The sequence below is a fragment of the uncultured Gemella sp. genome (assembly GCF_963537375.1).
Classification (GTDB): Bacteria; Bacillota; Bacilli; order Staphylococcales; family Gemellaceae; genus Gemella.
The window spans coordinates 23757-47087 of the sequence record NZ_CAUTDQ010000013.1 but is presented as its reverse complement, the minus strand read 5'-3'; the positions used below and the strand labels follow the sequence as shown (position 1 = coordinate 47087).

22 protein-coding genes and 2 pseudogenes are annotated in these 23331 nt (G+C 30.3%); 23 read left to right on the top strand and 1 reads right to left on the bottom strand.

The window, feature by feature from the left end:
• Window positions 1-181 precede the first annotated feature (181 nt).
• From RYK99_RS03870 to RYK99_RS03825, 10 genes and pseudogenes are all read left to right on the top strand, one after another.
• Window positions 182-1345, top strand: coding sequence for a 5-methyltetrahydropteroyltriglutamate--homocysteine S-methyltransferase (locus RYK99_RS03870; RefSeq protein ID WP_314990287.1), 1164 nt, complete (start codon window positions 182-184; stop codon window positions 1343-1345).
• Between the two features lie 321 nt (window positions 1346-1666).
• A complete protein-coding gene (locus RYK99_RS03865; protein WP_314990285.1) occupies window positions 1667-3226 on the top strand; it encodes an ABC transporter substrate-binding protein in 1560 nt (519 codons plus the stop codon).
• A 188-nt stretch (window positions 3227-3414) separates the two neighbouring features.
• On the top strand, window positions 3415-4371 hold the full coding sequence (locus RYK99_RS03860) for an ABC transporter permease (protein ID WP_314990284.1): 957 nt from the start codon (window positions 3415-3417) through the stop codon (window positions 4369-4371).
• Window position 4372: 1 nt separating this feature from the next.
• Window positions 4373-5197, top strand: coding sequence for an ABC transporter permease (locus RYK99_RS03855; RefSeq protein ID WP_314990282.1), 825 nt, complete (start codon window positions 4373-4375; stop codon window positions 5195-5197).
• A 1-nt stretch (window position 5198) separates the two neighbouring features.
• Window positions 5199-6065 carry an ABC transporter ATP-binding protein gene (locus tag RYK99_RS03850; RefSeq protein ID WP_314990280.1) on the top strand — a complete coding sequence of 289 codons (867 nt, stop codon included), beginning with the start codon at window positions 5199-5201 and terminating at the stop codon, window positions 6063-6065.
• Window positions 6065-6958, top strand: coding sequence for an ATP-binding cassette domain-containing protein (locus RYK99_RS03845; protein ID WP_314990278.1), 894 nt, complete (start codon window positions 6065-6067; stop codon window positions 6956-6958). The genes RYK99_RS03850 and RYK99_RS03845 overlap by 1 nt, the downstream gene beginning before the upstream one ends.
• 148 nt (window positions 6959-7106) lie before the next feature.
• Window positions 7107-7598, top strand: coding sequence for a Cys-tRNA(Pro) deacylase (gene ybaK, locus RYK99_RS03840; protein ID WP_003148077.1), 492 nt, complete (start codon window positions 7107-7109; stop codon window positions 7596-7598).
• Window positions 7599-8055: 457 nt separating this feature from the next.
• On the top strand, window positions 8056-8844 hold the full coding sequence (locus RYK99_RS03835; protein WP_314990274.1) for a TatD family hydrolase: 789 nt from the start codon (window positions 8056-8058) through the stop codon (window positions 8842-8844).
• Window positions 8845-8848: 4 nt separating this feature from the next.
• Window positions 8849-9451: pseudogene (locus tag RYK99_RS03830) on the top strand (ubiquitin-like domain-containing protein); the annotation flags it as partial.
• Window positions 9452-9610: 159 nt separating this feature from the next.
• Window positions 9611-9889 (top strand): annotated as a pseudogene (locus RYK99_RS03825) (transglycosylase SLT domain-containing protein); the annotation flags it as partial.
• A 113-nt stretch (window positions 9890-10002) separates the two neighbouring features.
• On the opposite strand, the gene RYK99_RS03820 reads toward RYK99_RS03825, so the two are convergent.
• Window positions 10003-11151: a multidrug effflux MFS transporter gene (locus RYK99_RS03820; protein WP_314990289.1), complete on the bottom strand. Its 1149-nt coding sequence runs from the start codon at window positions 11149-11151 to the stop codon at window positions 10003-10005.
• Between the two features lie 304 nt (window positions 11152-11455).
• Between RYK99_RS03820 and RYK99_RS03815 the strand changes: the two genes are divergently transcribed.
• The 13 genes from RYK99_RS03815 to RYK99_RS03755 all read left to right on the top strand — a co-directional run bounded on the left by RYK99_RS03815 (window position 11456) and on the right by RYK99_RS03755 (window position 23319).
• The gene (locus tag RYK99_RS03815) at window positions 11456-12901 is read left to right on the top strand and encodes a primase C-terminal domain-containing protein (RefSeq protein ID WP_314990273.1); all 1446 of its coding nucleotides are present in this window, start codon (window positions 11456-11458) and stop codon (window positions 12899-12901) included.
• 370 nt (window positions 12902-13271) lie between these two features.
• Complete coding sequence (locus RYK99_RS03810) at window positions 13272-13574, top strand: hypothetical protein (protein ID WP_314990271.1); 303 nt, start codon at window positions 13272-13274, stop codon at window positions 13572-13574.
• Between the two features lie 39 nt (window positions 13575-13613).
• The gene (locus tag RYK99_RS03805; protein WP_314990270.1) at window positions 13614-14360 is read left to right on the top strand and encodes a ParA family protein; all 747 of its coding nucleotides are present in this window, start codon (window positions 13614-13616) and stop codon (window positions 14358-14360) included.
• Window positions 14360-14608, top strand: coding sequence for a hypothetical protein (locus RYK99_RS03800; protein ID WP_314990269.1), 249 nt, complete (start codon window positions 14360-14362; stop codon window positions 14606-14608). The genes RYK99_RS03805 and RYK99_RS03800 overlap by 1 nt, the downstream gene beginning before the upstream one ends.
• A gap of 113 nt (window positions 14609-14721) precedes the next feature.
• Entirely contained in the window at window positions 14722-14982 is a 261-nt protein-coding gene (locus RYK99_RS03795) for a PC4/YdbC family ssDNA-binding protein (protein WP_314990268.1), read from the top strand.
• A 1-nt stretch (window position 14983) separates the two neighbouring features.
• Window positions 14984-15211, top strand: a complete 228-nt coding sequence (locus RYK99_RS03790) for a hypothetical protein (protein WP_314990266.1) — start codon at window positions 14984-14986, stop codon at window positions 15209-15211.
• Window positions 15212-15220: 9 nt separating this feature from the next.
• Window positions 15221-15970 (top strand): type IV secretion system protein, encoded by a 750-nt coding sequence (locus RYK99_RS03785; RefSeq protein ID WP_314990264.1) that lies wholly within the window; start codon window positions 15221-15223, stop codon window positions 15968-15970.
• On the top strand, window positions 15970-16302 hold the full coding sequence (locus RYK99_RS03780; protein WP_314990263.1) for a hypothetical protein: 333 nt from the start codon (window positions 15970-15972) through the stop codon (window positions 16300-16302). The genes RYK99_RS03785 and RYK99_RS03780 overlap by 1 nt, the downstream gene beginning before the upstream one ends.
• Entirely contained in the window at window positions 16302-18677 is a 2376-nt protein-coding gene (locus tag RYK99_RS03775) for a VirB4-like conjugal transfer ATPase, CD1110 family (RefSeq protein ID WP_314990261.1), read from the top strand. The genes RYK99_RS03780 and RYK99_RS03775 overlap by 1 nt, the downstream gene beginning before the upstream one ends.
• A 1-nt stretch (window position 18678) precedes the next feature.
• Window positions 18679-21783 (top strand): phage tail tip lysozyme, encoded by a 3105-nt coding sequence (locus tag RYK99_RS03770; protein ID WP_314990259.1) that lies wholly within the window; start codon window positions 18679-18681, stop codon window positions 21781-21783.
• 4 nt (window positions 21784-21787) lie between these two features.
• On the top strand, window positions 21788-22357 hold the full coding sequence (locus RYK99_RS03765; RefSeq protein WP_314990258.1) for a hypothetical protein: 570 nt from the start codon (window positions 21788-21790) through the stop codon (window positions 22355-22357).
• An 11-nt stretch (window positions 22358-22368) separates the two neighbouring features.
• A complete protein-coding gene (locus RYK99_RS03760) occupies window positions 22369-22605 on the top strand; it encodes a hypothetical protein (RefSeq protein ID WP_314990257.1) in 237 nt (78 codons plus the stop codon).
• A 15-nt stretch (window positions 22606-22620) separates the two neighbouring features.
• Window positions 22621-23319 carry a hypothetical protein gene (locus tag RYK99_RS03755; protein ID WP_314990255.1) on the top strand — a complete coding sequence of 233 codons (699 nt, stop codon included), beginning with the start codon at window positions 22621-22623 and terminating at the stop codon, window positions 23317-23319.
• Window positions 23320-23331: the final 12 nt, after the last annotated feature.

Sequence of the window (23331 nt, the reverse complement as noted above, 5' to 3'; positions counted from 1 at the left end):
CAAGAAAATATACCAGAAGTCTGTGCTTTGAAATTAGGTACAATAGATGAATGCAATCAGAATTTACAAACTGTTCCTAAACGTCATATTTTTCAGAATCCAGCCTTTTCTTGGTTGCTTGATAAATAAATCTAAGAAAATAGAGAAAATAAATTAGTTAAATAAAAGGAGAAAAAATATTATGTGTCAAGGATGTCAAAATAAAGTAGTAGAAAGAGCAGCATACAGAGTAGATCACGTTGGGTCATTTTTAAGACCTAAGGAGTTAGTAGAAGCTCGTGAAAAATTCTCAAAAGGTGAATTATCACAAGAAGAATTAACTAAAGTAGAAGATAAAGCAATTACTGAATTAGTTGAAAAACAAATAGCAAATGGACTAAAAGGAGTAACAGACGGGGAGTTTCGTCGTGCTTATTGGCACCTTGATTTCTTCTGGGGTCTTAACGGTGTAGAACACGTTCAAGGTGAAAAAGGTTACCCATTCAAAGGTATCGAAACTAAACCAGATACAGCAAAAGTATCAGGAAAAATCAGCGGAGAAAATCACCCATTTGTAGCACATTACAAATTCTTAAGAGACTTAGTAGCTGATAAAGAAGGTGTAACTGTAAAATTAACAATTCCATCACCATCACAATTATACTTTGAGTTAATTCGTACAGAAGATCACATCAAAGGATACGAAAAATTCTACCCAACATTTGAGGAATTAAAAGATGCGATTGTAGCAGCTTATAAACAAGTTATCGCAGACCTTTACAACGAAGGATTACGTGTATTACAATTTGATGATTGTACTTGGGGAGCATTAGCCGATGATGGATTTGCGAATCGTTTCCGTGATGCGCGTCCTTTAGAAGAAGTTCGTAGAGAATATGCAGCACGTTGTTTAGCATTAAATAATGAAGTTATCGAAGGGAAACCAGGAGACTTAGCAATCAATACACACGTTTGTCGTGGTAACTTCGCTTCTAAGTGGATTTCTCAAGGAGGATACCAAAACGTTGAAGACGAGTTACTTGCTGGAGAAAACGTAAATGCATACTACTTAGAATACGATACAGATCGTGCAGGAGATTTCAAGCCACTAGCTAAAGTTGGAAAAGATAAAAAAGTTGTTTTAGGATTAATTACATCTAAATTTGCAGATTTAGAAGATAAAGAAGAAGTAATCGCAAGAATTAAAGAAGCTAGCGAATACATTCCATTAGAAAACATCTACTTAAGTACTCAATGTGGATTTGCTTCTACAGAAGAAGGAAACGTGATTACAGAAGAAGATCAATGGAAAAAAATCGGCTTAATCAAAGAAATCGTAGAAGAAGTTTGGGGTATAGAAAAATAATAATACTTTAGTATTTCTTCAAGTACACTAAATTAAGAGAATTATATAATTAAAGTAAATGATAAAAATAAGCACATAAATTGACTTTTTTATCAATAATACAGTAAACTAAACTAGCATTGATTTCATTCGTTCAATGTATAAGTAATATCTGGTTTTATTTTCCACATTATAAAATATAGTCTATTTAATCAATACATGAGTAGCAACGTAAGTCTCTCACTGTCGAATAGGCAAATGTATTTAACCATTATTAAATAGGGGTAACCAAAATATTTCATAGTTTGAAAAATAGGACTTAAAATCAAGGAGGAAAAAAGAATGAAAAAGAACAAATTGTTTATAGGAGCACTAGCGTTAGTAATGAGTGTCGTAACAGCATGTAGTTCAAAAACGCAAAACACAATTACCACTTCTCAAGATAAAGATACTTTCACGTATGCTATTAGTGATGATCCATCATCAACTAACCCAATTAAGGTTAGTGACCGTTGGGGATTAACAATGACTAATATTATTTACTCACCATTAATTAAAGTTAATGGTGATGGTTCAAAAGAATATGCTTTAGCAGAATCTACTGAACTTGCTAAAGATGGTCGTAGCTTAAAAGTTAACTTAAGAAAAGACGTAAAATGGTCTGATGGTCAAAAATTCACTGCTGATGACGTAGTCTTCACTTATCAAACAAAAGCTAAAAAAGAAAATGGGAACTTCAAAAACCTATGGATTGGTGACAAACCAATAACTATTGAGAAAAAAGATGACTATACTGTAGTATTTAATTTCCCAGAGCCAAGTGCAGCTGCAGCAAATAACATTGCAAATGAAACTTACATTATTCCAAAACACGTTTATGGAAATGTATCTGATTTCTCAGTTAAAGAATTAAAAGAAACACCAGTAGGAACTGGACCATACAAACTAGTAGAAAACAAACGTGGAGAATACATTAAATTTGAAGCGAATGAAAATTATTATAATGGTAAACCAAAAGTTAAAAATGTAGTACTACGTATTATTAAAAGTGCTGATACTACAAAAGTAGCATTACAAAAAGGTGAGGTAGATGCAGCATATGTATTACCTGCAGCTATCAAAGATTTAGATTCTAAAAACATCGATACTTACGCATACAGTGAAAACCGTATCGGATACTTAGGACTAAACACAAATACAGATGAATTAAAAGATGTTAAAGTTAGACAAGCTATTTTATACGCATTAAACAAAGAAGATATGAACAAAGCGGCTTACTTAGATAGCAAATACTACCAAAACCCTTATTCATTCTTACCACCGAACAATCCGTTCAAATCTGATGATGTAGAGAAATATACTCAAAATGTTGAAAAAGCAAAATCACTATTGAAAGAAGCTGGAGTTTCTAACTTGAAACTTAACTTAGGATATGCAAGTAATGACCCTGCAATGACTATCCAAGCAACATTTATCCAACAACAATTACAAGCAGTAGGAATTAATGTTGAGCTTCGTGGTGGAGATGAAACAGCTATCTTTACAGAATTAAGAAAAGTTGGTTCTAAAGCTTACAACCTATTCTTAGGTGGATATATCATGGGTAATGATCCTGATTTATATTCTAAGCTATTCGGATCAAATGGTACTTCAAATTACTTCCAATTCAGAAGTGAAAAAATTGATGGATTATTCAAACAAGGTGCAGCTGAATTAGATGAAGCTAAACGTAAAGAAGTGTACAAAAACCTTCAACAAGAAATTGCTAACCAAGCATACCTTTACCCAATCGTAGATAACCAAAAAGTTTTAGCGGTTAACAAACGTGTTGGAAATGTTAACGATGCTAAGTTAGTACCAATCTACACATTTGATGATTTATCAAAAATTACTCTTAAATAGTAGAAAATAAAATATAGTATGAGGGGGAGTACGATAAAATCCTATTTATAATAAGATTTTATAGTACCTCCCTCACTTTGTTAGTTTTAAGGGAATGATTCTAAAAGGGTTTGTTATAGTAAAATTTGTAATAAATTTTTTAATGAATCACATAAAATAAATAGTAATTAAAATTTAAAGGAGATTGTATGATTCGATATATTTTAAAGCGTATATTACAAGCAATACCATTACTTTTAGTAATATCGTTTATAGTATTTACTTTAATACATTTAGCACCATACGATGCTATCGATTCACAGATAACGTCTAATATGTCACAAGAAGAAATAAATATACTTCGTGAACAAAGTGGGCTTAATAAACCATTCTTAATTCAGTATGTAGATTGGTTAGGACAAATATTAAGTGGAAACTTCGGGCACTCATTAGTAACTCACAATAGTGTAGGAGAGGAAATTCTAGCGAAAATCCCTAATACAATATCATTAGTATTACCAGCCTACGTAACAGCATTAATAATCGCAATAGTACTAGGATTAGTGGCTGCAGCAAACAAAGGTAAATGGCAAGATAAACTAATCGATGCTGTAGCTTCATTAGGAATAGCTACACCATCATTTTGGATAGCGATGATATTCATCTATGTTTTAGGATATCAGTTAAACTTATTTCCAATAATAGGAATGCACACAATTGGAAAAGAAGGCGACTTTGGTGATTTCTTATCACACTTTATAATGCCTTATCTAACTTTAACGATTGTATTTTTCGCGGAACTTACACGTTATGTAAGGTCTTCAGCTTTAAATCAAACAAACGAAGAATATGTAGTAGTTCAACAAGCTTTTCAAGCAACAAAAACTCAAATCTTCACAAGACACATTATAAAAAACGTACTAATACCGGTAATAACTCAAGTAGGTATGTCACTACCGATGTTAGTAACTGGTGCAATTATTACAGAAACAGTATTTAGTTGGCCTGGAATTGGCCCATATATTACACAAGCAACTAGAGCGTTAGATTATCCTATAATAATGGCGGTAATGTTATTATCAGCTACATTAGTAATTGTAGGTAATTTAATTTCAGACATACTGTACTCAATAGTTGACCCTAGAATTAGAAGAGGAGGTAAGTAAGATGAAAAGATTTATTAAAATAGCTAAAAGTTCAAAAATTTATATTTTTTCACTTATTTTTATAGCGATATTAGTGTTTGTTTCATTAATAGCACCTTTACTTCCTATTGATCCAGCGGCTACTGATGTAGCGAATCTATCTCAATCACCAAGTCTACAACACCTATTTGGGACTGATGAGGTAGGTCGTGATTACTTCATTCGTGTAGTTTATGGAGGTCGTGTTTCTCTTATCGTAGGATTATTAGCGATGGTAACTGCCGTAACAATCGGAACGATAGTAGGTCTTATCGCAGGGTACGTTGGTGGAGTTGTTGATAGTATTCTTATGCGATTAGTTGATGTATTATCATCTATACCATGGCTAGTATTAGTAATTGTACTTAGTGTGTTTTTAAAACCAGGAATTGGTTCAATAATTATAGTAATAGGATGTTTTTCATGGATGCGTCTTGCGAGATTAGTTCGTGCAGAGACTCTATCAGCAAAAGAATACGACTATGTAGTTTATAGTAGATTTAGTGGTGTAAAAACTATCAATATCTTAAAGAAACATATTATTCCAGCTATAATACCAACTTTAGTAGTAGCGGCAAGTGCTTCAATAGCTAATGCAATAATGACAGAAGCGGCACTTAGTTTCTTAGGTCTTGGTATTCAACAACCTATGACTTCTTGGGGAACACTTCTGCAAAATGCACAACAAAGTCTACAACGTGCACCTCATATGGCAATTATCCCTGGATTATTTGTAATGTTAACAATATATTCATTTAATAATATTGGTAACCTGCTTACAAAATATATTCAAAAGGAGGGAGAATAATATGACTAATATAGTAGAACTTAAAAATTTAACGGTTAATTATAAGCCTAATAAAGAAGTAGATAAACAGCTTATACACGGTATTGACATTAATTTTAGAAAAGGTCATATCACAGGTGTTGTTGGTGAATCAGGTAGTGGAAAAAGTATCTTGATGCGTAGTATAATGTCTATTCTTCCTAACAATATTTTTGATAAAAATGATAAGTTTATTTTTGATGGAAAAGAAGTTAAGCATGGTGAAAAATTACCGATCTCTATGATTTTCCAAAATCCGATGACTTCACTTGATCCAGTTAGAACGATTGGTTTCCACCTGGTAGAAGTAATAGAAAGATTTCAAAATAAATCTAAAGAAGAAGCGAAAAAATTAGCTATAGAGCAACTTGAAAAAGTAGGAATTCTTAATGCATCACTTAGAATGGAACAATACCCACATGAATTATCTGGTGGTATGCGTCAAAGAATATTAATAGCCATGGCGTTACTTGCTAATCCTAAGTTATTGGTAGCAGATGAACCTACAACGGCTCTAGATGTTACGGTGCAAGCACAGATTTTATCTCTTATTAAAAAGTTACAAAAAGAAACTGAACTTAGTGTAGCACTAGTCAGCCATGACTTCGGTGTAATAGCTGGAATGTGTGACTATGTATATATTATGTATAGAGGTAGAGTTGTCGAAAAAGGAAATGTTGAAGAAATTTTTAGTAATGCGCAACACCCATATACAAAACAACTTCTAGCTGCAGCAAGGTTAGAAAATACTAATAATGAGCTTCTGACTGTTGATTATAAAGAAGATGACAAACACTATACTTGGCAAAAACTTAGCGATACTCATGAGTATCTGAAAGAGGTGGAGTAATGAGTAAAGAGTATTTAAAACTGAAAAATGTACGAAAAGTTTATAAGTCTAAAGGAATAGGAAAAGAAATCAAAGAAACTATTGCGGTTAATGATATTAGTTTAGATATTTATAAAGCTGAGACGCTAGCTGTAGTAGGTGAATCTGGAAGTGGAAAGACTACTCTAGGTAAGGGAATTTTAAATATAGACCCATTCATATCGGGCGATGTTTTTGTAGAAGGTAATGAAAAATCTTTAACTAAAATGTCAAAAAAAGAACTTGCAGAAGTTTATAGTAAGATGCAAATTATTTTCCAAGATCCTTATTCGTCATTAAATCCACGAATGAGCGCCTTAGATATAGTTATGGAAGCTTTACACAAAGAAGACAAAGAAACTGCGAAGAAAAAGGCATTAGAAATTTTAGAGTTTGTTGGAATTTCTAATGAGGACGCGCTAAAATTATCAAATGCTTTTAGTGGAGGACAACGTCAACGTATCGGTATTGCTCGTGCAGTAGTTACAAAACCGGACTTTATCCTGTGTGATGAGCCGACATCTGCCTTAGATGCTTCAACACAAGCACAGGTAATTAATTTATTAAAAGATTTACAAGAAAAATTCTCTCTAACATATTTATTCATTTCACATAACTTAGGTGTAGTAGAGTATATCGCAGATAGAATAGCGGTAATGTATAGAGGTAATCTAGTAGAACTAGGAACAACAGAACAGATTATGAAAAATCCACAGCATGTTTATACAAAACGTCTTCTAAACTCTATGCCGATTATTGATCCTGTTAGAGCAAGAAAGATGTTCGAAGAATTTGAAGTCAGTGCAGAGGAAATAGTAATAACAGGTACTGAAAAATTCGAAGAAGTTGAAGAAGGACACTTTGTGTTAAAATAATAATTTGAATGCCGATCTTAAGGATTAGAAAGAAAGTCTAGTTTTTGAGGTTGGTATTTTTGCAAAATATTTAAAACAGATTTTGACAGTAGGCAAACTTTGGAGTAAAATAATAGTATTATTACATAATATGGAAAAGAGGGCTATTATGGCTAAGAAAAAAGAATTAAAAACAAATGCTATGCGATTTTTAGATGAAAATGGTGTAGAGTACAATCATTTTGAATTTGATGCAGAAAGCGATGCTGCGAAAACTGGTGTAGGAGTAGCTGATATTATCGGACGCGACCATAACCAAGTATTTAAAACAATAATGACTACAGACGGTAAAGGTAACTATGTTGTAGGAGTGTTGATGAGTGAAGACAGCATAAACTTCAAGAAACTTGCTAAAGCAGCAGGGGTTAAAAGTTTATCGATGTTACCACTTAAAGACCTAACAAAAATTACAGGATATGTAAAAGGTGGATGTTCACCATTTGCGATGAAAAAACTATTCCCGACTTTTGTAGATGAAAAATGTCGTGAAGTAGAAACGATTATTGTTTCTGCAGGTAAAGTAGGTCATCAAGTAGAGGTGAAACCAGAAGTTTTAGAACAACTTATTGGTGCTCAAGTAGTAGACTTTAAAGCTGAATAAAACTTTATAGTGGCTGATCCAAAAGTACTAGATTTTAAAAATAGTTTATATGAAAACTTATAGATGCAGTGGTTTATTGATATCTAAATTCACTTTATAAAAGCTTTTCAGATATTTAATAAACTGTGCGGGAGTGACTCGACAAAATCGATTTTTATGAAATCACGATTTTTGAGTCACTCCCTTTTTTGTTGAAAAATTTCAGTAAATAAATAAAAGTTTATACTTTATTAATTTTAATATTTTATATAGAGGTTAAAATAAAAATATTAAAAAAATATAGATAATTTGTTTAAATAGACATTGATAGTATTTAATTATTATAAAAATCTTTTGAAATGGAGTTTATTTACGTTAACATATCTTAATTGAAAAAGTATTGTAACATAATTGAAATAGTTTAGATATTCTACTGAAACTTTGTTTTGTTATACTAATAAGAGTAAGGAGGCGTAGTATGTTATTTGATACGCATGCGCATCTAAATGATGATGCTTATTTAGAAGACTTAGAAGAAACTATTGCTCGCGCGAAAGAAGCGGGAGTTAAATTAATAAACATAGTTGGTTTCGATGATAAAAGTATAGAAAAAGCACTGGAAATCACAGATAAATATGACTTTTTATATTTAACAGTTGGTTGGCACCCAGTAGAAGCAATAGATTTCACAGAAGAAAAATATGAAATGATAAAAAATATTGCTTTAACAAATGATAAAGTAGTAGCAATCGGTGAGATTGGTCTAGATTATCATTGGGATAAAAGTCCAAGAGATGTTCAAAAAGAAGTATTTAGAAGACAAATTCAACTAGCTAAAGAAGTAAATAAACCAATAGTAATTCACACACGTGACGCTATGGCAGATACAATACAAATACTTCAAGAAGAAAACGCTAGTGAAATTGGTGGAATAATGCACAGCTTTTCTGGTTCTGTAGAAAGCATGAATATTATGATAAAAGAGAACTTCTATATTTCATTAGGAGGTCCGGTAACATTTAAAAATGCGAAGACACCTAAAGAAGTAGCAAAAGCATGTCCATTAGATAAGTTGTTAATTGAAACGGATTGTCCGTACTTAACACCAACACCATATAGAGGAAAAAGAAATGAACCTGCATATGTGCATTATGTAGCACAAGAAATTGCAGATCTTAAAGAAATGTCGTATGAACAACTAACAAAACAAACATTCAATAATGCATGTACGTTGTTCGGATTAGAAGATAAAAAGGAGATTGATTAACAGAATGAAATTAGGTAGAATTATTGCAGCAGCAGCAACATCAGGATTATTATTATCAGGAGCTTTCGTAGTAGCGGAAGAATATACAGGACACAATGTTTTCGCCGTAAGTTTAGATAATGGAAGCAAAGTTGAGTTAAAAGCTAAAAAAGGAACAGTAAGAGAAGTTCTTATTGCTAATGATATTCCTTTTGGAGCTGATGATAGAGTAGAACCAGGACTAGATACAAAAGTAAACGGTGGGGAAACTATTAACATCTATAAAGCTCACGAAGTAACAATCGTTGATGGTGATACAACTACAGTAAGAAAAACTACTTACAAAAAAGTTGGAGATATCTTAAAAGAATTAAACATTACTCTTGGAGAAAATGATAGAGTAACACCAGATTTAAACAAAGAAGTAGCAACAGTTGATACTATTAAAATCGTAAGAGACGGAAAAGCTACAGAAGTTAAAAAAGAAGAAATCAAATTTGAAACAAAAGAAGAAAAAGACGATTCTAAATATGTAGATGAAAAAGTTACTAAAGTTGAAGGTAAAAACGGAGAAAAAGAAGTAACTTATAATGTTGTAAGAGAAAACGGAAAAGAAATTTCTAGAGAAGTTGTTTCAGAAAAAGTACTTACAGAAGCAACAACTAAAGTAGTTGTAGTAGGAACTAAACAACGTCCAGCAGATCAACAAAAATCAGCTAGTCAATCATCTGCTTCAAGCCAATCATACGCAGCTCAATCAACTCCAGCTCAATCATATTCATCAGCTGGTGGTTCAGTAAGATTATCAAATGGTAATACTGCAGGAGCAGAAGGCGCGGCAGCAGCTCAAGAAATGGCTCGTCGTACAGGAGTTTCAGCTTCAACTTGGGAGCACATTATTGCGCGTGAATCAAACGGACAAGTAAATGCTAGAAACGCTTCAGGAGCTAGTGGATTATTTCAAACTATGCCAGGATGGGGATCTACAGCAACAGTTCAAGATCAAATCAATGCAGCTACTCGTGCATACAAAGCGCAAGGTTTAGCAGCTTGGGGAATGAGATAATATAAACAAAAAAGGCGATCTCTTGATCGTCTTTTTTTGTAAAATTATATAAAGAAAATCTAAGTTATAATATTATGTAATTACACATGATTTTATAACTTAGATTTTTAATTTTATATTCTCTTTTCAATCAATTTGAATGTTACAAAAGATATCGCAGAACAAATCACTATTGCAATTGCACTAGAATGGAAGATATTACCAATTCCGACTAGTGGTGAAACAACCCCACCTAAGAAGAATGGTACAAATCCAAAGAAAGCTGAGGCACTTCCAGCACGCTCTCGCTCTAAACTCATAGCGATAGCAGAACCAGCAGGTAGTATAAAACCTAGCCCTAGTAAAAGAAGGAAGAATCCTACTTCAATGAATAGGAAAGGTAATGTTAATGTTAATACGATTGCTAGATATATACTAACTGCTAGCATAAGTGATAATCCTAGCTTAATACTATTTTTTTCTTTAAAGCTACCAGCACTTTTACTTCCTAAAACTATAGCAAAACCATTAAGACCAAAACATAAACTGTACATTAATGGAGTTAAATTATAGTGTGTTTGTAAGATAAATGGAGACGCAGCTATATATGCGAACATTGCAGCTAAAGCGAATCCTTGGATGATAACTAGCGCAAAGAACAGTTTATTTTTTGCGACTAGGATGATTGAGTAATAAGTTTTAGTTATTGGAAGATTCAATCTTTTATCTGAATCTAATGATTCATGGAACTTGAAACTTACAGCTAATAAGACAATACCTATTACAGCAAGAGTTACGAATATTCCGCGCCAGTCTGTAAGTTGAAGTAATAAACTCCCTAATATAGGAGAAAGTATAGGTGCTAATCCATTAACAGCCATTAGTAATGCAAAGAATGTTGCTAATTCGCGTCCTTGGTATAAATCAGTAGAAATAGCACGAGAAATAACTACAGCACCTGCAGATGAAACACCTTGGATAAATCTCAATGCTATCATTGCGTAAACATTCGGGAAGATAATAATAGCCAATGTACTAATTAGATATATAACTAAGCTTATTATTAATGGATTTTTACGTCCATATTTATCACTGATAGGTCCAATAAGCAATTGCCCTAGTGCAAGACCAACCATACTACCTGTTAGAGTAAGTTGAATTGTTGAGGTGCTAGCATTGAAGAATGATGTCATAGTAGGCAATGCTGGTAAATATAAGTCTGTAACAAATGGCCCAAAAGCCGATAAAGTTCCTAGAAATAGAACTAAAAATAATGGGTGTATAATATATTCGTTGATAAAATCAAAGCAAGAAAAATATTTTAATATTTCTTGAAATACTCGATGTGTAGAATCAATGTATATAGAAAATACAAAAAAATAAAATAGAATAGAAAATAAGTATCATCGGTATTAATATCAACAAATAACTAAATAATTAAATTGATAGTTATAGGTTGTTATACAATGGTGAGTTTATTATATGATAAAGTTAAGAGGACAACCTTAAAGGGTTGTCTTTTTTTTATTTAAGTAAGGGGTGATTTTCATAAACGAGTTATATGATTTGATTATAAAGGACGGACTTATGAGATATAAGTTCAAGAATAGTAAGAATAAAAATATCTTGGATTTAGAAGAAGTAAAAGGTTCAATATTTGTATTTAGAAGTAAAGAAGATATGAGACATGCTAAGGGGATTGTTTTAACATCGAAAGAAGCAATAAAAGAAAATGAAAATAATATAACTCATTGGACACCTAATATATTTAGATATGGAACATATGCTGATAAGCATAGAAAAATAACTAAGGGTCATTCAGAAGATAATTTGAGACAAATAAATACATTTTATTTAGATTTTGACACTAATGATATAAATGAATGTGATATTTTGTCAGTTTCTTATGAATTAGGATTTATGCCAACGACAATAATTAAAACAAAAAGAGGATATCAAGCGTATTATGTTTTAGAATCTCCTGTTTATATTACGAAAAATACAGATTACAAAGCTGTAGAAGTGGCAAAAAAGATTTCAACTAATATAAGAAATTATTTTCATAAACAGAATCTTCCAGTCGATATGATGTGTAATCATTTTGGAATTGCACGATTTCCAACAAAAGAAAATGTTGTATATTTTGATAAGAATAATGTATATAGTTTCTCTGACTGGCTAGATTGGTCTGTTAAAGAAGATGATAGATTAGATAGTAATGTAAGAAAAGAATTATACATAATTTCTGGAAGTAAGGGAATTAAGCAAATAAATGAGAAATGGTTCTCTTTGCTTTTAAATTTGGACAGCAAATTAAAGGGTCGAAAGAATCTACTAGGTAGAAATAATGTATTATTCACATTGGCACTAGCTTGCTATTCATCTGGACTGACAGAAGCTGAATGTACAGAAAAATTAGCGATATTTAATAATAATTTAGATGAATCATTGAAAGCGAATGAATACCGATCGATAATAACTTCGGCATATTCAAGTAGGTACTCAACAGCGAGTAGAGACTATGTATTAATGCTTTGTCGAACTTGGGTTGATGAAAATTTAACAAGTAAAGATTTATTTACTTATCAAATATGGACTAAATTTAAAAAGAAACGTACAGAACGGAAAAGAAGTCACTACGAAGAGTGGGAAAAAGACGTATTGAATTATCTTCAAAAAAAAGAAGATGTTTATATAGAAATCAAGAAAAAGGATATAGTGGAAAATTTAAATATTCCCAAACGAAGTTTAGATATAGTATTAAATAATTTAAAAATTAAAAATATAATATTCTACAAAGCAACCGCAGGACGTTTAGGCGGTGTAAAAATAGCTCTTATGAGGAATTTATACAGTTACGTTATAACGTTGAAAAATAAAGAAAAAGAACAGTATATAGAAATGCTGTCAAGATATTTTAAAATAGAAAAGAATACATTATATTATTTAATAATGAATTATCAAGCTAATAATTATAAAATACAAGCAACTATATTTGAAGAGGATGTTGGTAAGGAATTAATTATTAGTTAAATTAACACTGGGATAAAAGGTGCAGTGTGCCATTACATATATATCTTTGATTCTCTTCAATTTCAGATAAGTTAGTATTTGACCTAAACAAGTCGTTAAACTGTTTTTATTGTACTATGAAAATTGAATAATTGCCCCCCTGATTAGAGTAGCCTATCACATAAAAAAAAGAATAAGGGTGGTACAGAGAACTAGAAATACATATCTAGTGTGAGGCACATAACGTAAAGGCAGTAATTATTATTACTAAGCCGAAGAGGTTTGCAGTTCTTAGACCATAAACTGTTCGTAAGAAGATACCGAAATAATCTACGTGATTATTCAGCATAAACGTAAATTCGTATAAACATTCGACTAGGAGGAAATTAAAATGAATGTAAAAACAAATGAAGTAAATTTAAAAGACCTTAGAGAACTTGGCAAACTTGGAGGAGCAACAGCTCGTCTTATAGATGGTCAAGAAATGATTTTAGAAGAAAATTATGGTTTGATCAGACGTACTGGAATAGTATTAGGTAAGGTTAAACCAGTTGAAACTATTGAACGGTATGTAAGTGTATATCCAAATATTAGAACGATAAAATGGAATAATCTTATTGTTGCAAGAAGAGTAGTAAGAGATGGAAAATCTATTTTAGAGTTAACAGGAAAAGGATATAAGAGAAAAAACTAATTATAAACTAAAATTTAAAACTAAGGAGAAAAGATAACTATGAAAATTTTAACAATAAATATTAATAAAGGTGGAACAGGAAAAACAACATTATCACATAATTTAGCAGAATATTTAGCTAAAGATAATAGAGTTTTATTAATGGATTTTGATGACAGTTGTAATTTAACAGGTAGATATAATGTCACACCAAAAGAAGAAAATACAATTATATCATTATTCGATAAAGAGTATGTAGAGCCGATTAAAGTTAGAGAAAATTTAGATCTAATCTGTTCATACTATGGAGTAGACTTATTAAAAGAAAGACAAAATGGAAGACGTAGACGAGAATATACTCTTGGAAAATGGATTGCTAAAAATCACGAGAAATTAAGTGAAAATTATGATTATATAATCATTGATACAGAGAATGATGAAGCTATATTAACAATAAACGCATTAATTGTATCAGATGTAGTTTTAGGAATCGCAGAGCCGAGTAAAGACGCAGTTGAAGCCTTAATTAAGTTGAAATATTTTGTTAATGATTTGAATAGTGATTTTGACTCTGAAGCTAAATTATTTTATTTAGGTAACAGAATAAATTTTAGTGAAAATATGTCAAAAGATTTTATAGAAGCGTTGGAGAGGAAAGAAGAATATTTAGGATATATACCTAGAAGAACATTGATAGGTGATGATATTGCTGTATTTAATAACTCCAAAGTAGATAAAAAATTAAAAAAAGAACTTGAAAGTTTGTTTATTAAAATTAAAAATGAACTGGATAAGGAGAATGAATAATGTCAAAATTCAATAAATTTTTAGAAGAAGAGAAAGAGACAAGGTCAAGGAGTAATAAAATTACTGAAAAAATAACTACTGTAGACTATTCATCTCTTAAAATAAAATTAGATACTTTGGATAAATTAAGAAAATTAAAACTTGTAACAAAGGAACAAAGTTATTCAACACTTATTAATGAAATGATAGAAGTGTATATAACTCACCTTTCACCAGAAGAACAACGCAATATAAAAATGTTGCTGTAACAGTAAAAAAAGACTTTAGAGAGATACTCTACAGTCTTTTTTTATTTTTTAAAATTTTATTAAAATATAATACTTAATAAATTAAATTTAGTGTAATTATTAGGAGCAAAATAATGAATAAAGAACTAAAAAAACAAAATGACTCAAATGAGTTTAAATGTAAAATTGTAAAAAAAATTGGAATTATTTCCGTGAATACTCAAGGGTGGACTAAGGAAGTAAATTTAGTGTCATACAACGGTAAGAAAGCAGTTGTTGATATTAGAACATGGTCACCTAGTAAAAAAATGAGTAAAGGAATAACGATAGATAAGAAAGACCTTAATAGGTTAATAGAATTATTAAAAGAAGTAGAAAAAAAGGAGATAAAGTAACATGGATGCAGTAATAAAAGTAATAAACATAATTGGAAGTGCAGGAGCAGTAGTAGGAATTGTATGGTCATTAATAGGAGCGTATCAATTTTTCCAAGGAAGAAAGAACAGTGATAAAAACCGTATGGATGATGGATTAGAAGGTATTATTAACGGAGCTTTAATTGGAATAGTTGTAAAAGGACTTGCAACAGCAGGAGTTGCAGCACTTCAAGGAATCACATTCTAGGTGTAGTATATGGATATTAATATTGAAACTTTAACAAGAAATTTATCCGAATATTCTATGGAGGCTAACAATGCTTCAATAGCTATATCTAAAGGGCTTCAACCTGTAGGTATAGCTATATTAATAATATTTTTTTGTGTAGAGCTTTTAAGTTGGAAAAACCTTTTAAATAAAAATGATAAAAAACTTGTAGTAGGATTATGGGGAGAATTTTCTTTGAAATATTTAATAGGATTTATCTTATTAATGTCAGCACCATATATTCTAGATGCTATTATGGATATTTCAATATTAATTACTAAAAAAATAAATTCTATATATCCACCTAGTACATATTCTGTTAAATATGACGAGGCAGACTACGGAGGTTGGTTTTTAAATGCAGTATTAAATGGAGTTGGTTATATTTTAGAAAAAATTGCCAAAGCCATTGTATTTATTTTGATTTTCATGAGATATATAGATTTATATTTTTTAAAGGCATTAGCTCCTATTTTAATAGGATTTTACTTTTCTGATGAATTTAGAGGAGTAGTGATGAATTATTTTAAAACATTCATAGCATATAGTTTATTAGGAGTTGTTTTATTGCTTATAACAGTAATATTTGGAATGGTGATAACTCAAGATTTTATAAAGGTTGCGACTAATAACGACAGTGCATGGACTGGATTTTTAATATTGATTAAAGAAGTAGTTTATATCTTGTTAATAGCTGGTTCAGTATCTAAAACTAAGAGATTGGTAGGTGTGCAGTAATGAGTAAATTAGGTTCAGAATTTATAGATGATTTTGAAAAAGACGATACTGGTTTAAGTGGAATAAACAAAAGAAGAATATCTCTAATTTTTGGTATTGTAACACAAGTAGCGTTAACAGTTGGAATATCTTATCTTGAACTACCAGATATTATTTATGAAATATACTTCATAATAGTAACTTTTCCTGCGGTATTTTATGGTATAAATGCGAGTGAAATGTTGCAATTAAAAGGGAGAATACATTTTTTCTTTTTAGAAAGGAAAAGAGTATATCGAACGGAGTTAGAAGAATTAGAAGAGAATGAGAAGAAAGGAGATGAGGAAAGTTAATGTTTTTTAAGATAAAACGAGATTATGGTAACGATGTAACTCAAGAAAAAAAAGCAAGAAAAGCAAAGAAAAGAAAAACTAAAAAGACATTATTGCCAACCACACAGGATACTATAAGATTTAAAAATATTTATGAAGATGGAATAATGAATATTAATAAAGATTGGTATTCTAATACTTTTAAACTTGGTGATGTTGAATATATCACAGCACGACAAGAAGATAAAATTAGTATTATAGATAGTTACGCTGATGCATTAAATCTATTGGAAGGTGGATCAAATTTTCAGCTTTTAGTTATGAACAAAAGGGTTACCAAGGAGAAGTTGGATAGTGTAAAATATCAAATTCAAGATGATAACTATGATGTTTATAGGGAAGAATATAATAAGCTTATAGAAAATAGATTTAGAAGTAATTCAAAAGCGTTTGAAGTTAATAAGTATATAACTATAGCTATTGAAGGAGTAGAAACTGAACAGGCAAGAAGACAACTTAGTGATATTTCAAAAGATTTAACTTCACATTTTAGTGAAATGGATATTACATTTCAGAAGTTAAATGGTGTTGAGCGATTAGCCCTATTTAACGAACTTTTGAATGATGAACAATTCAATTATAATTTTTCTGATATTGAAGAAAGTAATCTTTCTGAAAAATCATTTATTGCACCTCAAACAATAGATATAAATGAAAATTATCTACAAATAAATGATAAATTTACAAAAATAATGTATATTAAAACTTTTCCAAAATCACTAGGAGACAAACTTATAAAAAATCTAACTAATCTTAGTTTTGAAATAATAATAAGTTTGAACTTAAATCTTTATGAAGATGAAGAAATCTCAAAGGAAATAGATGATGTAGAAACTAAAGCATTGATTAATTTGGTTAAATCACAGAAAAAAGCTAGTAAAGATGGAATATTTTTATCAGAGGAATTTATAGGAGCTGGTAGAGATAAGGTTAATACTAAACTTACACGAAAGTGGAAAGAAGAAATAGAAGATTATGACCAGAAAATATTTAAAGGATTTTTTGCGGTATATTTAAAAGCTGATAGTTTAGAACAACTTAAAGATTACGAGAGCCAAGTTAGACGTGCTGGTAATAAATTAGGTGTTAAATTTGATGATATTTATTATTATCAAGAAGAAGCATTGAATACTATTTTACCCATTGGTGACAATTTTATAGATTCACAGCGAAAAGTATCAAGAAGAATGACTACAAGCAATGTTGCAACTCAAGTTCCGTTTACACAAGTTGATGTAATTTCTCATTCTCCTAAAGCCATGTATTATGGTCAAAATCAGCTTTCAAATAATATGATAACCATTGATAGAAAGCGTGATTTACTTACAGGAAGTGGAGTTATAACTGGAGTAAGTGGTAGTGGTAAATCAATGGCTGTTAAAATTAATGAGATTATTCCTAATTTATTGCGTTATCCAGATGATGAAATTATTATCGTTGACCCGGAGAATGAATATGGGGATATTGGTCATAAGTTTAATGCACAAGTAATTGATTTATCTATAGGTTCAAATACTTACATTAATGTTCTTGACTTACCAGATGAACGAAAACTTGATGAAATAGATAGAAGAAAAGTCATAGAAAATAAGTCAAATTTAATAACAACTTTCTTCGAAGACATACTAGAAGATTTGACCGATAAGCAAATAACGATTATTGATAGGGTAACACGACAAGTTTATAAGTTTTTTAAAAATCCTACATTAAAAGAGTGGCATAAAGTATTAGTCAATCAGCCAGAGATGGAAGCACAAGAATTAGCGTTACAGGTAGAAATTTATACGATAGGTTCACAATCACTATTTTCAAATAGAACAAATGTGAACTTAGAAAATAAATTTATAGTATTTAATTTAAATAACCTATCTGGGAAACTAAAACCATTAGCTTTATCAGTTATTCAAGATTTTATATGGAATAAAGTAGTAAAAAATAGAGGGAAGAGGGACTCATGGTTATATTTTGACGAACTTCAACTTTATTTTAGAACACAAAAACAAGCAACATTCTTTACAGAACTATATTCAAGGGTGCGTAAATATGGAGCTATTCCAACAGGAATAACACAAAATGTTGAAACTATAAATAATATTGAAGAAGGACGTAAGTTACTATCAAATAGCGAATTTATGGTAATTCTTAAACAAAAGAAAAATGATATCGCAGTTTGGAAAGAAATTATCTCATTAACAGAAGAGCAAATAAAGTATATAGCTAGTCCAAAAGCTAAAGGAACAGGTATTATTTATGCTGGAGGTGTAGTAGTTCCCTTTGAAAATCCAATACCAAAAGAATCAAAATTATTCAAACTGGTAGAAACGGACGCATACTAAAATGAGTAAGTATAGAATAAAAAGACGAGATAAAGATGAACTTAAATCTTTAAAGTCTGATATAAAAGCAGAAAAAACAAGATATTCTATGTTAAAAGAAGAGTATAAAGAAGTACAAAGAGAACAAAAATTACAGCCGAGCAATAACACAAGAACAAATAAAACTAGTTACAGAGCTAATATAAAGTCAGAAAAAACAAATAATTATACTTCTAATACTATTTCTAGAAGTAGTGAAGGTAGTAATAGTGAGAAACTAACTTCTAGAAATAGTTACTCTATGGATAATAATTCAAAAACGAAAAAATCAAGTAGAGAAGAGTACCTTAAAAATAATAAGAGAAAAGAATATTTAAAAAATAGTACTAGAAGTAGAGTACTAAAGCAGAAAAATGAAGATAGTATTGTAAAAAAAGTGAAAGAACAAGAGAATTTTTATTTAGATGATAGTAGTTTTAGAAAAGAAAACTCTAAAATATTAGATATTGATAATAATTCGAACAGTACTTCTTCAAGAGAATATTATAAAACTAAAGCATTAAAGCAAAGAAATGAACGATATTCAAAAGAAAAATTTAAAAACGACAGATTAAGAAAAGACAATTCAAGGAAAATTTTCTATGCAAATAGAAAAACTAATCATCTTGATAAAACTAGAGTAAGTGACCCAGAATCTAATTCAGGAATTAAAAATCAACAAGTTAATGAACTTAAAGAAGATTTAAAAGAACAAAAATCAGCTTTAAAATTAAAGAAAAAAGAATATCGCAAAAAGAAAAAAATATACAAACGAAAATATCAGAGTAAGATAAAAAGAAAAGTCAAAGAAGGGTTAAAAGGAGCAGTTTCACAGACATATGCTATTGAAACCGTACTGAGTAAAGATGAAGATCTTGCTAGATATGTAAAAGCAAAAAATAAATACGGTGCAGTAAGGTACGAAGTCGAAAAATATGGAAGACTTGGAAAAGAAGTTGTAAAAAAAACTTCTAAATTTACCTATGGAGTAGGAAATAGAACTTATAATCTAAAAAATGGACGTGGGTTCACACGAACTCCTAAGCGGTTTACTTGGCAATACAGACTAAAACAAAAGATTTTAGCTAATAAGAAATACCAACGAGCAAAACAAGTAAAAAATACAGCTTCTAAAGTAACCAGACCTTTTACAAAACCTGTAGGGAAATTAGTGAAAAATGTCTATAAAAATCCACTTGGTAGAAAAGGCTTATTAAGTCTATTAGCATTAATAGTACTTATAAGTATGTTTATGAGTTCAGTTTCTCCCTCAAGAATGAATGAGTGGGAAATGAATGATACTTGGTTATATTTTACAAAACTTGATAGAGAAAAATCGACTGATAAAGTTATTTATTATTCAGATGTTGAGGATTATGTTTATTATTTGAACTATCGCTATGATAAAACTGTAAAACAAATATATGGTGACCCTTCTGCGTATAAAGATAAACACTTGCCACATACAAGGCAAGGTAGAACGTTTTTAGAAGGTATGTGGGAGTTTTTAAATGGTGATAAAGATAGTTTGAAAACCGTTGATAATCTTGTAAATGATGATGGGGAATATGGTTTAGATGAAAAAGAGAGAAAAGAGTGGAAGCAACTTGTTGAAATATCAAAAGATACTGGACGATTTCCATTTTCTAGAGAATTAGATAATTTTCTCTTTGATAAAAAAGATTCTAAATACAAATTGCCTATGAAGGTTTTAGAACGATATGGTTATAAAGATAAAGACAATATATCTGATACGACAACTTTTCAAGCAGACCCAAATCAATATATTTATGCTTCAATGACCGGGAAAGTTTCGATAGACGGTAACGATGTATCGATAGAACAAGGTCGTAAAAGAATTACATATTATGATCTTCAAAATATAAGAGTTACTGCAGGAGAACAAGCTCTAAGAAATGAAATAATAGGGCAGGTTAAACAAGAAGGTAAGCAGGCTGTAAAATATGAAAAACTAAAAGATAATAATGGTAAGCAGGAATGGACGTCAGTTAATATAGGTTTTTATCTACCGAGTATTCAATACATGCAAAAAACAGAAGTGATAAGAGACTTAGGATTAAATGGTGATAAATTAGAACGAATAAGAGAGTTTGTAGATCTTGTTAAAAAATATGAACCTAATGCAACGAATGAGGGGTTAGCGGCTATACTAGGAGTTTTTGATATAGAAAGTGGAGTGCAACCTAAACGAGCAGAAGGAGATTATTTACCACAGCCGATAGGAGCGAGTGATAATTCATGGGACGATGAAAACTGGTTATCTATTAGTGGACCTCAAATATATAATGGACGATTCTCAAATATAGTACATCGAGGTTTAGGATTAGGACAATTTACTGATACTGCAGATGGTAGTAGAAGACATACAATGTTATTAGATTTTGCAAAAGAAAAAAATTCTAAATGGTATTATATGGACTTACAAGTAGATTTTATTTTCAATGGTGATTCACCATATTATAGAGAAGTATTTAGAAATATTGTAACTTCACAAGATAGTGTAGAAAGCCTAGTAGCAAGATTTTTAAAAGACTGGGAAGGAGGATATACCGATAAATTAGACTCAAGAATAGAAAGGGCAAAAGATATCTTTAGATACCTAAAATCTGGAGGAGGAACCGCAGGACATTTTAAAGATAAATCAGACCAAGAACTTTGGAACAAAGTAGCTTCCACACATCATACAAGACCAGGTTCTTGGGGATTGCAACCTCATGTATCACAAATGAGAGCTTTCTTAATGGAGAAATTCGAATTAGGAGATGTTGGTGGATATAGACATAAGGATACGGACGGAACAAATCATGGGCATGGAGATGGCTTAGCACTTGATTTAATGCTTCCAATAGGATCACCAAGAGGAAAAGCAATAACAAGCTATTTAATTGAAAATTATAATGATTTGAGAATATATTATATAATTTATGAACAAAGGTTTTATACTAAGGATGTTCCAAACATATATGGACCAGCAAATAATTGGAATTTAATGCCAAACAGGGGTTCTATAACTGAAAATCATTATGATCATATACATATATCATTTAAACGACAAGGAGAAGCATAGATTAATGTTAAATACAAAATTAATAAAGACAATAAAAATTACTGTTTCGATAGTAGTTATAATTTCAGTTTTTGTTATGGGATATTTTTTAGGTGATGGGCTAAGAAAAAATTCAGCTAATAAAACTATAAAAGATACTCTTCAGCAAACTAAAAATTCTAATAAAGATATAGAAAATCAACTTAAAGAAAAAACACAAGGTTTTTTAATAGCCTTTTATACTAAAAAAGACCTTGGAGAAAATAGAGATAGATACAGACCGTTTGTAACCGAAGGAATGTATAACTCTATAGTTGCGGACGAAGAAAAAGCTGTAAATAAAGCATATCAAGGGTATATAGTTGATTGGGAATATCAAGATGCAGACATGTATATCAATTCCGATAAATTAGAAGTGTTAGTGAATGTAAGATATAAAAATACAACACTTGCGATAAAAGATGATAAGAGTAAACAAACAACTCAAAATAGACAATCATCTTATAAAATTACCTTTACGAAAGTAGACAATAAATTACTTGTCAATAAAACAGATCAGATGTTAATAGAACCTGTAGCAGATAGAAAACTGTAGGAGGAAATAATTTGATAACTAAAGAAGAGCTAGAAAAGATAGAGAAACAGATTAATAAAAAAAAAGCAGATTTAGTAAAAAATCAAGAGCAACAAAAAATAAAAAAAAAGCAATTAAGTGATTTAAAAAATAGAGAAAAGATAATAAATAATGAACTTACAACTCTTCAAAATGATTATTTAAGAAGAACGCTAGATTATAATAATATGACTTTTGAAGAGTTTAAAGAACTAATGAATAAAAATTAAGAAAGGACGAATTAAATGTTTGTAGCTAGAAGTTTAAGAACTAATGAAACGCATGAATTAAATAGTATAGAAGAATTAATTCAAGACTTGGAAGTACTAAATATAAAAAATAAAAAATTAGAAAAATCAGAAACAATCTCTATTTATGAAACAAATTCTGATGGAGAAATTATCGATGAATTTGAAGTAGATTTACCGACTAATAAAAGTATAGAAGATGTACTAATCTCTGATGAAGATTATTCAGAAGAAACGCAGATAAGAGACATTAACTATAATGATATGACAGATGAAGAAAAAGAGGTTTTTAATAGAATTAATAAAACAGAGATTAAAAAAGAAGTATTTAAAGAAAATACTCGAGAAGAGAGCGTTAAAGATTCTGAAAAAAGACAAAGAGAGATTATTGAAAAAATTCAAAGAAAAAAAGTAGAGGAAGACAATAATTATGTAAGTAATTACAAAGAAAAACCAAGAAATAATTATGAATATCAAACTCCAGTAAGACCTCAAAAAATAAGAGAAACTCAAAGTAACCAAGTAGCAACAGTATATGAAGGAATGACTTTAGTTCCAGCAGATGAATTAAAAAATGATTTCAAATATAATGTAAGTATTGAATTAGAAAAAATAGAAAGACATATTTTTTTACTGGAGAGGCAAGCTAAAGAATATCGAAGGCTTATGAATGCTATTGATTCTCTAGATTATTAGAGGTAATTCTTT